This is a genomic window from Psychromicrobium xiongbiense (genome assembly GCF_030271165.1).
Taxonomy (GTDB): Bacteria; Actinomycetota; Actinomycetes; order Actinomycetales; family Micrococcaceae; genus Renibacterium; species Renibacterium xiongbiense.
Map to the genome: position 1 here is coordinate 39338 of NZ_JASSZH010000002.1, position 16396 is coordinate 55733.

The 16396-nt window shown below is 64.2% G+C and carries 12 protein-coding genes; 7 read left to right on the forward strand and 5 right to left on the reverse strand.

The annotated features are described in order from the left end of the window. The 4 genes from QQM37_RS00860 (at position 1) to QQM37_RS00875 (ending at position 5588) form a co-directional block, all read left to right on the forward strand. A complete protein-coding gene (locus QQM37_RS00860; protein WP_285724090.1) occupies positions 1-3018 on the forward strand; it encodes a bifunctional [glutamine synthetase] adenylyltransferase/[glutamine synthetase]-adenylyl-L-tyrosine phosphorylase in 3018 nt (1005 codons plus the stop codon). Between the two features lie 137 nt (positions 3019-3155). Then, on the forward strand, positions 3156-4571 hold the full coding sequence (locus tag QQM37_RS00865) for an amino acid ABC transporter substrate-binding protein/permease (RefSeq protein ID WP_285724092.1): 1416 nt from the start codon (positions 3156-3158) through the stop codon (positions 4569-4571). Next, entirely contained in the window at positions 4568-5305 is a 738-nt protein-coding gene (locus QQM37_RS00870) for an amino acid ABC transporter ATP-binding protein (RefSeq protein WP_285724094.1), read from the forward strand. Before QQM37_RS00865 ends, QQM37_RS00870 begins: the two co-directional genes overlap by 4 nt. A 67-nt stretch (positions 5306-5372) precedes the next feature. Continuing rightward, on the forward strand, positions 5373-5588 hold the full coding sequence (locus QQM37_RS00875; protein ID WP_285724096.1) for an AsnC family protein: 216 nt from the start codon (positions 5373-5375) through the stop codon (positions 5586-5588). On the opposite strand, the gene QQM37_RS00880 is transcribed toward QQM37_RS00875, so the two are convergent. Both QQM37_RS00880 and glnA read right to left on the reverse strand, forming a co-directional pair. After that, positions 5585-5839 (reverse strand): SRPBCC family protein, encoded by a 255-nt coding sequence (locus QQM37_RS00880; protein WP_285724098.1) that lies wholly within the window; start codon positions 5837-5839, stop codon positions 5585-5587. The genes QQM37_RS00875 and QQM37_RS00880 overlap by 4 nt on opposite strands. 194 nt (positions 5840-6033) lie before the next feature. After that, positions 6034-7458, reverse strand: coding sequence for a type I glutamate--ammonia ligase (gene glnA / locus QQM37_RS00885; protein WP_285724100.1), 1425 nt, complete (start codon positions 7456-7458; stop codon positions 6034-6036). A gap of 201 nt (positions 7459-7659) precedes the next feature. Here glnA and QQM37_RS00890 point away from each other — a divergent pair, with 201 nt between their 5' ends. Further along, complete coding sequence (locus tag QQM37_RS00890; protein WP_285724103.1) at positions 7660-8118, forward strand: RDD family protein; 459 nt, start codon at positions 7660-7662, stop codon at positions 8116-8118. 95 nt (positions 8119-8213) lie between these two features. Here the strand turns inward: QQM37_RS00890 and QQM37_RS00895 are convergent, their stop codons facing one another. From QQM37_RS00895 to lipB, 3 genes are all read right to left on the reverse strand, one after another. Next, on the reverse strand, positions 8214-8987 hold the full coding sequence (locus tag QQM37_RS00895; protein WP_285724104.1) for a DUF4191 domain-containing protein: 774 nt from the start codon (positions 8985-8987) through the stop codon (positions 8214-8216). A gap of 77 nt (positions 8988-9064) precedes the next feature. Further along, positions 9065-10108, reverse strand: coding sequence for a lipoyl synthase (lipA, locus tag QQM37_RS00900; protein ID WP_285724106.1), 1044 nt, complete (start codon positions 10106-10108; stop codon positions 9065-9067). Continuing rightward, positions 10105-10788: a lipoyl(octanoyl) transferase LipB gene (gene lipB, locus QQM37_RS00905; protein ID WP_285724117.1), complete on the reverse strand. Its 684-nt coding sequence runs from the start codon at positions 10786-10788 to the stop codon at positions 10105-10107. The genes lipA and lipB overlap by 4 nt, the downstream gene beginning before the upstream one ends. A gap of 84 nt (positions 10789-10872) precedes the next feature. Between lipB and QQM37_RS00910 the strand changes: the two genes are divergently transcribed. After that, positions 10873-12681: a serine/threonine-protein kinase gene (locus QQM37_RS00910; RefSeq protein ID WP_285724108.1), complete on the forward strand. Its 1809-nt coding sequence runs from the start codon at positions 10873-10875 to the stop codon at positions 12679-12681. A gap of 81 nt (positions 12682-12762) precedes the next feature. After that, the gene (locus QQM37_RS00915; protein ID WP_285724109.1) at positions 12763-16332 is read left to right on the forward strand and encodes a S41 family peptidase; all 3570 of its coding nucleotides are present in this window, start codon (positions 12763-12765) and stop codon (positions 16330-16332) included. Positions 16333-16396: the final 64 nt, after the last annotated feature.

A 16396-nucleotide genomic window follows, 5' to 3' on the forward strand; every position in this document is an offset into this window, starting at 1 on the left:
ATGAAAAGCCTCCATGGCACGCTGATCTCGCTGGGCTTTGCCGATGTTGAGAAAAGCAGTCGATTTCTTGCTGCACCTGAGCTGGACAGCCTGGACCGCGAGCAGCTACTCAAGGGGTTCGCTTTCGCGGCGGATCCTGACCTCGCCCTGCAGTCTTTGGTGCGAATCCTGGCTGCCCGCGAGCCGCTGGCCTCTCAGGTGGCGCAGATACTCAAGGGCCCGGAAAGCGCTCAGGAGCCCGTTTTCAGGCTCCTGGGCGCCTCAGAGGCGCTGGCAGACTTCCTGATCCGCAACCCGGACGAGGGTGGCATCTTCGGCCACCCACTCAGTGCTGAACCGCTCGCCGTGCCCGCAGAATCCCTGCGCGAAGCCCTGCTCCGCGCCGTCGGATCAGACCCCTACAGCGAACGACCGGTGGCTCGGAAGGATCCGGCGCTGGCCACACTGGAATTGCGCAAGGTCTACCGGAGAAAGCTCGCGGAGTTGGCTCTGCGGGACCTCAGCGCAGCGTCGCCCACGGATGCGCTGCCCACCGTTGCGGCGGAACTGGCTGATCTGGCGGGCGCTGCGGTGGAGGCAGGCCTTGCCGTTGCCCGGGCAGATCTCGCCCGGACCTTCCCGGCCACCGAGATCGCGGCGGTGGACCTGGCCGTGATCGGTATGGGCAAGACCGGCGCGCGGGAGCTCAATTACATTTCCGATGTCGACGTCATCTACGTGGTGGAGAGCCGTGACCTTGACTCGCGACGCGTGGTGGAAATCGGCACAGCCCTCGCCTCGACCCTGGCCAGGGTGATTTCTGCCCCGGGCCGGGAACCCGGTCTGTGGGAATTGGACGCGAATCTTCGTCCGGAGGGCAAAGACGGCCCACTAGTACGCACCCTGGAGTCGCATCTGGAATACTACCGGCGGTGGGCGCGGAACTGGGAATTCCAGGCCCTGCTCAAAGCTCGGACGCTGGCAGGCAGCCGCTCGCTGGGGCAGCGCTATGAGGCCGCCATTGAGCCTCTCATCTGGAACTCCTCTGAACGCGAGGGCTTCGTGGAGTCCGTGCAGGCCATGCGCCGTCGGGTCAGCGATCATATTCCGGAGGCGGAGAAGGAACGCCAGCTCAAGCTCGGGATCGGTGGTCTGCGGGACGTGGAATTCACGGTGCAGCTCCTGCAACTGGTCCATGGAAAAACCGATCCCGGCCTGCGTCGCCGCGACACGACGGGGGCGATCGCCGCTCTGGCGGCCGGCGGATACATCGGGCGTTCCGACGGCGCTGAACTCGATGCTGCCTACCGGTACCTGCGCGTCCTGGAGCACCGTATCCAGTTGGTTCAGATGCGCAGGACCCATCTGCTGCCGACCTCCAGCGCAGCCCTGCGTGCCCTGGCCCGTTCCAGCCAGGGAGCTTTTGCCCAGACACGGCCCAGTGCTGAGGCGTTGCTGGAGCAATGGCGCGGAGTCAAGCGTCAGGTCCGGGCACTTCACGAACGCATCTTCTACCGTCCTCTCCTGGCCACCACTGCCCACCTCAGCGCCGAGGAAACCGCACTGAGCCCGGCGGCTGCTCAGGCACGGCTGGCGGCGCTAGGGTACCGGGACAGCCTCGGTGCCATGCGTCACATCCAGGCGCTCACCGCGGGAGTCTCGCGCCGTGCGGCGCTGCAGCGCCAGCTGCTGCCGGTGTTGCTCGGCTGGCTGGCTGAGGGTGTTGACCCCGATGGCGGCCTGCTGGCTTTCCGGCGGCTGAGCGAGTCCCTGGGGGCCAGCCACTGGTATCTTGGGATGCTTCGTGACTCGCAAGCCGCTGCGGAGCGTCTCTGCCATGTGCTTTCCAGTTCCCGCCTGGTGGCGGATCTGCTGGAGGTGTCGCCGGAACAGACTGCCTGGCTGGGCAGCGATAAGGATCTGGAACCCCTGAGCCTGGCCGCACAGTGGCAGGAAATCCTGGCGAAGATGTCGCGCAATCCGGAGCCGGAGAAGGCGATGCGGCTGATCCGGCTGATCCGGCGGCGTGAACTGCTGCGGATAGCGCTGGCGGACAGTGCCGGTGTGATCACGGCGGGCGAGCTGGGCCATGCGCTCTCCGATGCGGATCAGGCCGCCGTTCTGGGCGCGCTCAGGGTCGCCGAGCTTGAAGCGGGGGAGCTGCAGACCTCCCTGCTGGTGGTGGGCATGGGCAGACAGGGCGGCCGGGAGATCAGCTACGGCTCCGATGCTGACGTCCTGTTTGTGCACCGCCCGCTGCCCGGTGCCGATCCGGAGCGGGCGCAGCAGCAGGCACAGCAGCTCGCCGCCCGGGTCAGCGCCCTGCTCAGTCACCCGCTCAAGCCTGCGGTGCTGGCCGAACGGGAGCTGATGATCGATGCCGGTCTCCGTCCTGAGGGCAGAGACGGTCCCCTGGCGAGATCGCTGGAGTCGTATCAGGAGTACTACGCCCGTTGGTCACTGGTCTGGGAGGCTCAGGCGTTGCTGCGGGCCAGGCCACTGGCAGGCGATGACGCTCTGGCCGCTGATTTCCTGGCCTGGGCTGACACCATCCGGTATCCGGTGGCTCTTCCGGATTCGGAGCTGCGCGAGGTCCGGCGGATCAAGGCCAGGGTGGAGGCGGAGCGGTTGCCCCGGGGAGCTGACCCTTCGCGTCATCTCAAGCTCGGCCGTGGCGGTCTGAGCGATGTCGAATGGCTCGTTCAGCTCATGCAGTTGCAGCATGCTCACGAGTACCCGGCGCTACGGACCACCTCAACGCTTCAGGCGCTCGCCGCGCTGGGGGATACCGGGCTGTTGCCTGCGGTCGATGCCGCCCTACTGGCCAGGTCCTGGCGGCTGGCCACCCGAATCCGGTCCAGCCTGGTCCTGTGGAGTGGGAAGAGCAGCGACATTCTGCCCTCTGCCGGCCGGGACCTGGAAGCGGTGGCCCGGTGGTGTGGTTACCCGCCGGGCAGCGGGGCCCAGCTGGAAGAGGATTACCTGCGGCTCACCCGCCAGGCGCGGGCGGTTTTCGAGGAGCACTTCTACGGCAACTGAGGTGCCTCCGGGCGGCCGGAAGCACATTTAGGTAGTCTCTACGAGTGCAAACACTCCGAAAAACATTTGGTTTACGGCGCGTCTTTGGCTCGTCGAACCCGTTCCTGGCCGTTATTGCGACAGTACTGACTGCTTTGGTGGTGTTCTTTGGCGCCGGCATTCTGCCCGGTGGCCAGGCCGCGCAGGCCGCGGACAAACCCTCTGCAGTCCAGGGCAAGACCTTCACCATCGGCACGGACACCACCTTCGCGCCCTTCGAGTTCCGCGACAGCAGCGGCAACCTGGTCGGCATCGATATGGACCTGATCCGCGCGATCGCCAAGGACCAGGGCTTCAACGTCGAGATCAAATCGCTGGGCTTCAGCGCCGCCTTGCAGGCGTTGAGCTCCAACCAGGTCGATGGCGTCATCGCGGGCATGTCGATTACCGACAAGCGCAAGCAGGTCTATGACTTCTCGGAGCCGTATTTCGATTCCGGCGTCCAGATGGCGGTGGCGAAGAACGACAATACGACCAAGGGCTACGACGATCTGCGTGGCAAGACCGTTGCCGCGAAAACCGGCAGTGAGGGCGAAACCTACGCCAAATCCATTGCTGATAAGTATGGGTTCACGGTCAAGTCACTGGACCAGTCCGCCACCATGTATGAGCTGGTCAAATCCGGCAATGCGGTAGCAGTCTTCGATGACTACCCGGTGCTTGCCTATGGCATCGCACAGAACAACGGGCTGAAAACCGTCACCGACAAGGTTCCCGGAGCTTCTTACGGATTCGCGGTCAACAAGGGCCAGAACCCGGATCTGCTGGCCGCCTTCAATGACGGGCTGGCCAAGTTGAAGGCCAATGGCGGCTACCAGAAGATCCTGGACACCTACCTCAAGGCACCCCAGAACACCGCACCCAGCTCCTTCTGGGACCTGCTGGCCCAGAGCATGCCTGCGCTGCTTAGCGGCCTGGGCAACACCCTGTTGGTGACGGCGATCTCCTTCCTGTTTGCGATGCTGCTGGGCCTGTTGTTCGGCTTCCTGAAGGTTTCGCAGAACATCGTGTTGCGTGGTGTGGCGACAACTTTTGTGAACGTCTTCCGCGGCACCCCGCTGCTGGTTCAGGCGTTCTTCTTCTATTTCGGTATTCCTCAGTTGACCGGGCAGCCGATCAATATCTGGGTTGCTGGCGTGCTTACCCTGAGTCTGAACTCCGGGGCGTATGTGACCGAGATCGTTCGCGGCGGCATCCAGTCGGTGGACCCGGGGCAGCTGGAGGCCAGCCGCAGTCTGGGTCTGAGCTATCTCACCTCCATGCGGCGCGTGGTGATTCCACAGGCCTTCAAGATCATGACGCCATCGTTGATCAACCAGTTGGTGATCCTGCTCAAGGATTCCTCCCTGCTGTTGGCCATCGGTTTTGCTGAGTTGCTGTACCAGGGCCAGCAGATCTACGCCGGCAACTTCCGGGTTGCAGAGACGCTGCTGATTGTGGGTGTCATGTACTTCGTGGTCATCATGCTGCTGACCAAACTGGCCAATATCGTGGACAAGAGGTTCAACAAATGAGCGCGAATGCAAAGATCACCGTCTCCGGTCTGCGGAAGTCCTACGGCTCGAATGAGGTGCTCAAGGGCATCGACGTGCAGATCGCCGAAGGCGAAGTGGTCTGCGTGATCGGGCCGTCCGGCTCTGGTAAGTCAACCTTTCTGCGCTGCCTGAACAAGCTGGAGGACATCACCTCCGGCTCGGTGTCGGTGGACGGTTTCGATCTGACGGATCCGAAGGTCGATCTGAACCAGGTCCGGCAGCATATCGGGATGGTCTTCCAGCACTTCAACCTGTTCCCACACATGTCGGTGCTGGAGAACATCACCCTGGCGCCGGTGGAGCTGAAGAAGTTCGGCAAAGCGCAGGCACGGGACCGTGCTCTGGAGCTGTTGCGTCGGGTCGGGCTGGAAGACAAGGCCGAGGCCCGTCCGGCATCGCTGTCGGGTGGGCAGAAACAGCGCGTGGCGATCGCGCGGGCGTTGGCGATGGCCCCGGACATCATGCTCTTTGACGAGGCGACGAGCGCCCTCGATCCGGAAATGGTCGGGGAGGTGCTCCAGGTGATCAAAGATCTGGCATCCGAGGGCATGACCATGGTGGTGGTGACCCACGAGATGGGATTTGCCCGTGAGGTCTCGGACCGGGTGATCTTCATGGCCGATGGTGTCATCTGCGAGGAGGGCGCACCCCGCCAGATTTTCGGTGCCCCGGCGCAGCCCCGGCTCCAGGAGTTCCTCGCCAAAGTGCTCTGAAGACTTTCCAACAGGAGGGTCGTCAACCTTAGTTGACGCCCCTCCTGTTGTCAACTAAGGTTGACGAATGGAGGCGGAGCGGATGAAAACCCTGATCGGCGATATGGATGGCGAGAATCCCACCGAGGCGCTCTATGCCCTCTCGGAGCTGCAGCGCGAGGTGAGTCGCACCGAGGCCGCGCTGGTGCGTCGTGCGAGGCAGTCCGGAATGTCCTGGGAGCTGATCGCCGTCTGCCTGGGGGTCAGTAAACAGGCCGTGCACAAGAAGTTCGGTAAGGCCTAGAGCTGCTCGGCCAGCAGGAAGTCATTCCGGACCTCGATGAGCCTGCGCAGGCAGCGCCGGAGGAACAGCTGTTCAGCAAGCCAGTCCAGAGGGCCCAGGGGTGCCCTGACGTCCAGGATGTCCGTCATCGCGGTGCCGCCATCTACCGAGCCTTCGAAGCGGTGCTCGTGGCGGAAGGAGGCAAGCGGGCCGCTGACCTGTTCGTCGACGAAGCTGCCCGGTTCCGCCAGGGCGGTGATCCGGCTCGCCATCGTGATCCACGAACCCGAAGTGCCTGGCGCGCCAGGTCACTGATTCTCCGAGGCCGATATGCCCCGAGGCGTGTGCAGAATCAGTCGGAAGGCCATACTGATCAGCGTATCCCGCCCCAACACAACAGCCCGTGTGGTTCCCAGACCTGGGAACCACACGGGCTGTTGTTCAACTCAGGAAGCGTCCTGAAACTTTAGACGCCGTAGTAGAGCTCGAACTCATAAGGGTTGGGCCGCAGGGCAAGCGGAGCGATTTCGTTCTCGCGCTTGTAGGCGATCCAGGTGTCGATCAGGTCCTGGGTGAAGACGCCACCGGCCTGCAGGAACTCGTTGTCGTTCTCCAGAGCCTCCAGAGCCTCCTCGAGCGAACCCGGAGCCTTGGGGATGTCCTTGGCCTCTTCCGGGGGCAGCTCGTAGAGGTCCTTGTCGATCGGCGCGGGAGGCTCGATGCGGTTGCGGATACCGTCGAGGCCAGCCATCAGCTGGGCCGAGAAGGCCAGATACGGGTTGGAGGAGGGATCCGGCGCACGGAATTCGATGCGCTTGGCCTTCGGGTTAGTGCCCGTGATCGGGATGCGGATACCGGCGGAGCGGTTGCCCTGCGAGTAGACCATGTTGACCGGGGCTTCGAAGCCCTTGACCAGGCGGCGGTAGGAGTTGACCGTCGGGTTGGTGAAGGCAAGCACCGCGGAGGCGTGCTTGAGCAGACCGCCGATGTACCAGCGGGCGATGTCGGACAGGCCGGCATAGCCCTTCTCGTCATAGAACAGCGGCTCGCCGCCGTTCCACAGCGACTGGTGGCAGTGCATGCCGGAGCCATTGTCACCGAAGATCGGCTTCGGCATGAAGGTCACGGACTGGCCGTACTCCCAGGCCGTGTTCTTGATGACGTACTTGAACTTCTGCAGGTCATCCGCAGCGTGCACCAGGGTGGTGAAGTTGTAGTTGATCTCTGCCTGGCCGGCGGCACCCACCTCGTGGTGAGAACGCTCCACGGTGAGGCCGGCGTCGTCGAGGTTGAGGCACATGGCGTCACGCAGGTCAGCCTGGTGATCGACGGGCGCGACTGGGAAGTAACCACCCTTGAAGGGGGTCTTGTACCCGAGGTTGCCACCCTCTTCCTTGGCGCCCATGTTCCACGGAGCCTCGATGGAGTCGATCTTGTAGAACGAACCCTGGGGAGAGGACTCGAACTGCACGTTGTCGAAAACGTAAAATTCCGCTTCCGGGGCGAAGAACGCGGTGTCAGCGATGCCGGTGGATGCGAGGTAGGCCTCGGCCTTCTCGGCAACGCCACGGGGATCACGGTGGTAGGGCTCACCGGTGCGGGGGTTCACGATCGAGAAGTTCAGGGCGAGCGTCTTCTCCGCCCGGAAGGCGTCAATGAAGGCGGTGGTGACATCGGGAATGAGCTGCATATCGGATTCAGCGATGCCCTGGAAGCCTCGGATGGACGAACCATCGAACAGCTGGCCATTGATAAAGAAATCCGCATCGACGCTCTTTGCGGGCACATTGAAGTGCTGCTGAATACCAGGCAGGTCGGTGAAGCGGATATCAACAAACTTCACGTCTTCGTCTGCGATGAACTTGAGGACTTCGTCCGCAGTAGTGAACATCTATGCTCCTTCGGCATGTGGGCTGGTGCTGCGGACGTACAGGAACCCCGCGGCTACAGACCAGAGCTTACCGCGTGGCCGTTACTCGGCCATGTCACGAATGTTTCTGGGAGGTTACGTGACCAAGAGTCGAAAGGCCGCAGGGCAGGCATCCCGCATCAGCCGGGGCAGGACCTGCACGCAGGCCGGTAGGCTGGATCAGTGGTAGATCGAAAAGATATCGGCTCCTGGCTCTCCGGTCCGGACACCTCTCATTTGTCCAGATATCCGGGGGAGCGGCTGGGGCTCCCGGAACGCGGCCAGTATTCCATCGCCCGGGCCGGACGCAGGATTCTGGCGCTGGTGATTGACTGGGCTCTGGCCTCAGTGATCTCCTACGCGCTGTTGAACGGTGATCCGCTGGGAACGATCGGCATCTTCTTCATCGAACAGGCGGTTCTGGTCGGCACGCTGGGCTTCAGTATTGGTCATCGAATCGCCAATATTCACGTCGTCCGCCAGGCGCCCGGCGGTGGCACTGAGTCTCTGCGGGCCGCTGGCCCGTTGGCCGGCATCGCGCGGGCACTTCTGCTGTGTCTGGTCCTGCCTGCCGTCATCGTGGATCCCGATCATCGGGGTCTGCACGACAAAGCGATGAACACCGTGCTCTTGCGCCGGTGACTGACTCGCTTCAACTGAGTGTCAAAACCCAGAAGGCTGCCAGCAACTCTGCCGACAGCCTTCTGGGGTAAAAACTTGCGAGCTTACGCGATGCTCTACCGTCCGCGGGCGGCTTTGCGATCCGGCCGGGCCTTGTAGGGATCGATGCCCTTGGGGATCGGCAGGCGGCTGCCCATGGAGGAGATTCGCTTGCTGACCGCGTTGACTTCAGCCTTGGTCAGCTCGTTCTTGAGCTTGCGCATCGATTTAGCGAGCTTGTCCAGGGGGACCTGATTTTCCTCACGCCCGGTCTCAATCACATGAACCGAGACATTGGGCAGAATGCGGCGCAGACGCTTCTGCTCCGCCTGAGCCAGCGTGCGCACCCGGTGACTCGGCCCCTCGGTGACCAGAACCACCCCGGGTCGGCCCACGGCACGGAAGACGGCATCCTGGCTGCGTGGGTTGACGGCAACAGGCTGCTCTTCCACGACCCAGCCGCTGCGAAGCGTGCCAAGAGCGGCGCCGGATGCCCCTGGCTTGCCCTCGATCTGGGCAAAGGCGGCACGCTCAGCCCGCCGGGACAGGATGATGGTGGCCCCCAGAATGCCGACAGCCAGGCCTAGGATCAGTCCGGAAATCCAGTTGCCTGCGAAGACAAACTGGCCAATCAACAGCCCAGCAGCAACCGCGGCCAGCAAAACCAGAGCCATCAGCCAGACCACCATCGGGTCGTGCCGACGGGTCATGTTAAAAACGTCCCAGACCTGCTTCAGGCGACTGGGCTTTTTTGCGGCTTTTTTGGCGGCCCGGGCAGCAGCTTTGTCGCTGACAGCCTTCGGGGCGCCAACGGAGGCGCGATTCTGGGGAGCGTCGGTGTTCTTGGCCATAGTGCCACCAGTCTATCGGCTTCTGACGGTAGATCCGTGCTCGGCCGGCGGCTATGACCTGGTCTGGGGAGCGAAGCTCAGCGCACGGCAGCAGCCACCAGAGTGGCCGCTTCCTGGCGGGTGCTTCCGGCCTCGCCGATATGCGCCAGTTCCGCAGGAATTTCCAGACCCTTTTTGCGCATCGCTGTGGCCCACAGGCGCCCAGCCCGGTAGGACGATCGCACCAGAGGGCCGCTCATGACGCCGAGGAAGCCGATCTCCTCGGCCTCGGCGCTGATCTCCACGAACTCCTGAGGCTTCACCCAACGGTCCACCGGCAGATGACGCTCGCTGGGCCGGAGGTACTGCGTAATGGTGATCAGATCGCACCGAGCATCATGGAGATCCTGCAGCGCCTGGGAGATTTCCTCCCGCGTTTCACCCATACCGAGAATCAGATTGGACTTGGTGACCATGCCCAGAGCGTGCCCCTGGGTGATGACGTCGAGCGAGCGCTCGTAACGGAAGGCCGGGCGGATGCGCTTGAAGATCCGGGGGACCGTCTCCACATTGTGCGCAAAGACCTCCGGACGGGCTTCACAGATAGCCTGGATGTTCTCCGGTTTGCCGGAGAAGTCGGGGATCAGGATTTCTACGCCGGTGCCCGGGTTGAGCTCATGGATCTTCCGGATGGTCTCGGCATAGAGCCAGACGCCCTCGTCTTCCAGGTCGTCACGCGCGACGCCGGTCACCGTGGCATAGCGCAGGCCCATGGACTTGACGCTTCGGGCCACCTTGGTGGGCTCGAAACGGTCCACGGGTGAAGGCTTGCCCGAGTCGATCTGGCAGAAATCGCAGCGCCGGGTGCAGTGTGCGCCACCGATCAGGAAGGTCGCTTCCTTGTCTTCCCAGCATTCAAAGATGTTGGGACAGCCTGCCTCTTCGCAGACGGTGTGCAGACCCTCTTTTTTGACCAGGTTCTTCAAGCCGACGAACTCGGGGCCCATGGACACTTTGGCCTTGATCCACTCCGGTTTACGTTCGACCGGGGTCTGGGCGTTGCGTGCCTCGACGCGGAGCATCCGGCGCCCCTCGGGGACAAGTGCGTCCTGGGCGGAGCCATGTGGGGTGGTGGTCGTCATCGAAGGTTTCCTTCACTCGGGACGGCGCCGACGAGGTCGTCGTGGCGGGCAAGGAGTTCGCGTCGGATCGTCGAGGCGAATTCCTGGGGGGTTACTGCGCGGCCGGTCTCCGCCTGAATGGTGGTGGTTGCGGCATCGGTGATGCCACAGGCGATGATCTGTCCGTAAGGCGTGAGGTCATTGCTGCAATTGACGGCAAAGCCATGCATGGTCACGCCGTCATGGACTCTGATGCCGATGGCTGCAATTTTACGCACCGGGCCCTTCTCGTCTCCGGGCAACCACAGTCCCGGGCGTCCCTCCACGCGTTGTGCGGCGACATCGTAGTCACCAAGAGCAGCAATCAGGGCGTCCTCGAGGACATGGACGTAGTGCCTGATCGCATGTGGATCTGCCAGTGCAATGATCGGGTAGCCGACCAGTTGTCCCGGCCCATGCCAGGTGAGTTTCCCGCCACGATCCACCGCGATCACGTCGGTACCGTCGAGGGGCCGCTCGTGGTCTTCGGTGCGTTTACCTGCGGTATAGACCGGTGCGTGTTCCAGCAGCAGGACGGTATTGGGGGCAGTGCCGCGGACCACAGCATCATGGAGGTCCCGTTGGAGCGTCCACGCTTCCTGGTAGTCGACGAGGGACGGGTTGAAGCCAACCTCAGTGAACTCGAGCGCCATGGTTCTCAGCCTAGACCCGAGTGCGGCACGCTCTGAATTTGTGACCTGTGGATAACTTCTGCACGACACCGCGAATTCAGGTATCACTGGTATATGGATCAAATATTTCCCGGGGAGGCTCCCTGGGCCGCGGGGTACACGTTCATCCGGCTTCTGGGTTCCGGTGGCACAGCACAGGCCTGGCTGACCCATGACAGCCAAGGGAAACAGCGGGTCCTGAAGTGTTTCGCCCCGGCCGACGATGCCGATCCCGCCGCAGACCTCCAATGCGCTGCGGCACTGCGACGGGAGGTGCGCATTCTGGGAAACCTCCGCCACGACCACCTGCTGATCGTGAGCGATGTCACACCTCTGGCCGGGGAATGGGAGGGCGGGCAGGCATTGGTCTGCGAGTACGCCGCCGGGGGATCGATGGCTGGAGTCCTAGCGGCTCGGGGAGCGGTCACCGTCGGTGAGCTGGTGACCGTGTTGACGCCGCTCTTTCAGGCCCTGGAGTACCTGCACTCGCGCGGGGTGGTTCATGGGGATATATCGGCGGGCAATGTTCTCTTCACCGCAGAGGGGAAACCTCTTCTTTCGGACCTTGGGCTGTCCCGGATGGTCGGCGAGCGGCCTCGTGCGGAGGTGATCGGAACCGACGGCTACGTGGACCCGGCGCTGTTCAGTCCGGTTCCAGCGGGCGGTGCGGACCGGACGTTGTCCTCCGGTATGGCGGCAGATGTCTATGCTTTGTGCGCGCTCGGTTGGCATGCGCTCGGCGGGGCACCCTCCCGCGGGAAGGAGTCCGGTGCGATCGAGGTCGGGATGAGTGGTGCGGGCCTGGCTGGCACCACGGGGCAACTGCCGATCAACGCTCCACCGCAGTTGGTGATGGCCTTGCGGTCCGGTCTCGACCCGGATCCTGCCCGCCGGCCTTCGGCCGCACAGCTGGCGCAGATGGTCTACCGCGGCGCTGTGGCGGAGCCGATAGACCTGATGGCCTCGGTGCACGCGAGCGTCTTGCCGCAGTTGCCGACGCGGAAGCAGATCAGAAGTACTAGCAGCAACCGGGCCAGTGCGGGCGCAATCCAGGTTCCGAGCCCGGTGATTCAGAAAGCTCCTCTGCGCGTGGCCGCCGTCCAGCCGACGACGGGCGATGCCGCCGATGTAGCACCCATCGACGCGCCGCGAGCTGAGGCTTCAGGGCGGCCTCGCGGCCGACGAGCCGCCCCGAAGCCCGCGAAGCGCCTGAGAGCCAGGAAGGAACCGGCGCGGCGGTCAATGAGGTCAATGAAAGGGCGGTGGCGGTGGTCGATGCTGGTGGGCAGTTTGTCTCTGGTGACGGCGGCTGGGGTACTCGCGGTGTTGATCGGGGTTGCCGGTCCGGGTCCATCGGCCCAACAGGCGGGCGGCAGCCGGACTGGCTCCACCCACAGCACTACCTCGCTGGGCACGCCACCTGGCGCAGCACCCGGTGCGGTGCCCGCCGAGGTCGAGGCGGCGGCATCGTCCCCAGATCCCCTGGTCGCGGTCAAGGCACTCGTCTGGTTCCGTGCCGAGGCATTCCGCACGGGGACGGCCGAGCTTCTGGGAAGGGTGAATGCTCCCGGATCCGCGGCCGAAGCAGCAGATCAGCAGTCGATGGCGCCGCTCGTGGCTCACCGTCATGCCCTTGCGGGCTTTTCCATGACGCTCGGTTCGGCGGCTGCCTCCACGAATCGATCGCCCGGAGCAGAAGCGCCCTCCGTCGCCTCAGGCAGCTCCAGCATGGTGGCGGTCGAGGTGGAGCTGAGCGCGTTCCGCGAAATGAGTCAGGACGGGGCCGTCATCGCCGAGCACCCTCAGATCCAGCGGCAGTCGCTGGAATTCCTTCTGGTCCAGATCAATTCCCAATGGCGTATCCAGCGGGTATTTGCCCACTGAGCGGCGGCGTTATCGCTCCGATTACACGCGCAGGTGATCGGGGCTCCCGGGGAGGGGAGCGCCGATGACTAAGATCGATTTATGACTGCCCAGACTTCGCATTACCTCCGTTACCCGCATCTCCATGGCGATCTCGTGACGTTTGTCGCAGAAAATGATGTATGGCTCGCGCCCCTGGCGGGAGGGCGCGCCTGGCGCCTCTCCTCGCTGGGACTGCCCGCCAAAAACCCCAGATTCACCCCTGACGGACGGCGAGTGGTCTGGACGGTGATCCAGGGCAGCGCACCTGAGGTGGTCAGTGTGGAGGTCGATGGCGGTGACGTCCGTCGACATACCTGGTTCGGCCACGCGTCCACGAAGGTTACCGGCTTCACCCCGGAGGGGGAGCCCGTCGTGGTGAGTTCCTTCGAGCAGCCGGAAAGTCGGCACACCGTAGGCTATGCGCTGACTCTGGGTGAAGCAGGAGGTGCCGACCGGCGTCGGCTGCCCTTTGGCCCCATCGACACGGCGGCTTTCGGCCCGGTGTTCGGCGATGAGCGTCCGGTGGTCGTCTCCTCGGTGTACTCCCGCGAACCTGCCTGGTGGAAGCGCTACCGCGGTGGTACCGCCGGGAAGCTCTGGATCGACCGGGATGGTTCGGGCGAGTTTGAACGGCTGGTTCCCGAGCTCGACGGTAATCTGGCGGACCCACTCTGGCTGGGTGAACGGATCGCCTTCCTCTCCGATCATGAGGGGTATGGAAACCTCTATTCCGTGCTGCCGACGGGGGAGTCCCTGCGCCGCCATACCGACCATGAAGGTTTCTACGTCCGGCATGCCTCCTCAGACGGTGCACGGGTGATTTTTGAATCCGCCGGGCACCTCTTTGTACTGTACAGCCTGGATGCCGCCCCGCGGCAGCTGGAGATCACCCTGGGCTCGGCCTCGACAGGCCGCAGGCCTCGCCCGCTGCCGGTGGCCGAACACCTTGGCGAGGTGCTCCCCGACCACAGTGGTACCGCAAGCATTCTGGAAAGTCATGGAACGATCCACTGGTTGGCACACCGCGATGGCCCTGCCCGGGCGCTCGAGGTGACGCCCGGGGTCCGGGCCAGGCTTGCCCGGCCGGTGGGTACCGACCGGGTGGCCTATGTGGCTGATCATGGGGGCGTCGAGGCGCTCTATGTGGTGCCGTTGGAGCCCGACGCTCCGGGGCGAGTTGCCACCGATGCGGTGAACGAAGCGACCCTGGCGCACCCTGCCGAGGAGGGCGCGCCAGACGGTCAGCAGAATCCCGGCGGATCGGAGGAGCACGGACAGGACGAGTCCCTCCTGCCGAAGCCCGTTTCGGCAGCGTCGGTCAACCGTTCTGGCACCGTCACGGCAGCCGTTCCTGAGAACACCGTTGATACAGAGACCACCCTCGGCGCAGCCGGTTCCGGCACTCAGGCCTCCGGGACCCAGGGCTCGGGGATACCTTCGCAGCGATTCGACGTGGGGGAGCAGGAACGCATCCGGACCCTGGAAGTCAGCCCTGATGCCAGGCTGTTGGCGGTCACCACGGAGGCAGGCGGCCTCTTCCTGATCGACCTGGTGAGTGAGCAGGTGCGTGAGTTGGTGCATACCCGGGTGTCCGCCATCGACCGCGCTGGCTTCAGCCCGGATTCGCGCTGGTTGGTCTGGGCAGAGCCGGTGTCAGTGGAGACCGAGCGCACCCGTCTGCGCATCGCGCCCCTCGACTCGGCGGCCTCCCCTGACGCCGTCAGCGTGACGGACGTGACCGACGGGCGGTTCCGTGATTTTTCGCCGAGTTTCACTCCGGACGGCAAATTCCTGGCGTTCCTGTCGCAGCGCAGCTTTGATCCGGTCTACGACAGCCACAATTTCGATCTGGCCTTCCCTCAGTCGATTAAGCCCTATCTGGTGGCGCTGCAGGCAGGAACTCCCTCGCCCTTCGGCCCGACCGTCGGTGGCGGCAGTGACAGAGCCTCGGTTGACCAGGTGCCTACGGCCGGGTCAGATACGGAAGCCGATAGCGCCGTGAACCCGGTGACGGTTGATCTGGACGGCCTTGCCGAGCGGATCATTTCGGTTCCTGTGGCTCAGGGCAGTTACCGCGCACTCAGCGCCGCTCCGGACGCGCTGCTCTGGCTGGAGCGTGATCTGGAGGGCGTGCTGGGTGATGGCAGGGCCACCCTCGCGGACAAGCCCGCACCGTCCCGCCTGGTGCGGTTCGACCTGCTGAGCCGGGAGAAGGTGACCCTGCTCGATGACGTGAGTCGATACCATCTTTCCGGCGATCGCAAGCAGGTGGTGGCGGTGAGCCAGAAGAAGGTTCTGGCGGTGCCCAGTGACAAGCGTATCGAGGAGAAGTCCAGAGAGCGCGTTGAGGTGGATCTGGGCCGGATCAGGGTCACTCTGCAGCCGGTGAAGGTCTGGGGGCAGGCTTTCGACGAGGCCTGGCGCCTGCAGCGCGATTTCTTCTGGACTCCGGATCTGGCCGGTATCGACTGGGAGGGCATCTACCGGACCTATCGGCCCCTGGTGGAGCGTCTGGGCTCCCACGATGACCTGGTTGACCTGCTGTGGGAACTGCACGGCGAGCTGGGAACCTCCCACGCCTATGTTCAGCCGCGGGGGTTATCGGAACCGGGAACGGCTCCGCAGGGGCGTCTGGGGGCAAAGCTGGAGCGGCAGGGTTCTGAGTGGCTGGTGAAGCAGATCCTGCCCGGCGAATCTTCTGATCCGCAGGCTACGGCGCCGCTCGCGGCTCCAGGGGTGGACGTCCGGGAAGGCGATGCCGTTCTTGCCGTCGATGGCGTCCCGGTGGGCGCCGAGGGCATCGAACCACTTTTGGCGGGTGCGGCGGGAAAGACCGTTGAACTGCTGATTCGCCAGGGAGCACTTCACGGCGAAGGCGCTGGCAGGACCCGTCGGGTGGCGGTGGTTCCGCTAAAGAGCGAGGAGCGCCTGCGGTACCAGGACTGGGTACGCCGCAACCGGGCCGTGGTACGTGAAGCCTCGGGTGGCCGCTTTGGCTACCTTCATATTCCAGACATGATGAGTCACGGCTGGTCTCAGTTGCATCGCGATCTGGAAGCCGAGTTCACCTGCGATGCCGTCATCATCGACGTCCGTCGAAATCGCGGTGGGCACACCTCGCAGTTGGTCGCGGAACTGATCGGGCGCAAGATCACCGCCTGGGTGCGCACCCGGGGCCGGGAGGACGGAACATACCCGGCGATTGCCCCGCGCGGTCCGGTGGTCATACTTGCCGACGAATTCGCTGGTTCGGACGGCGATATCATCACCCAGGTCAGCAAGTTGCGCGGCATCGGGCCGGTGATCGGCACCCGTACCTGGGGTGGTGTGGTCGGCATCGATGGACAGTTCTCGCTGGCAGACGGGACCGGTGTGACCCAGCCGCGCTACGCCCTCTGGTTCACCGGCGGCGTGGGCTGGGATGTGGAGAACCGGGGCGTCAGCCCGGACATCGAAGTGGTGTTCCCGCCGCACGCCTATGGCGCGGGGGAGGACCCGCAACTCGAGTATGGGCTCGGTGTGCTGCGGGAGATGCTGGTGGAGATTCCCACCGATCTGCCGCCAGCCCACGAAGGCTACCGTTCGCTGCGCCCGGGAGCCCTGCCCCCGCGCCCGCAGACGGCGCAGTGACCCCCGGAACTAGCTCGTAGATCGCGGCCCAGGTACACGGAAGGGGGGGGGGGCACCCCAAGGG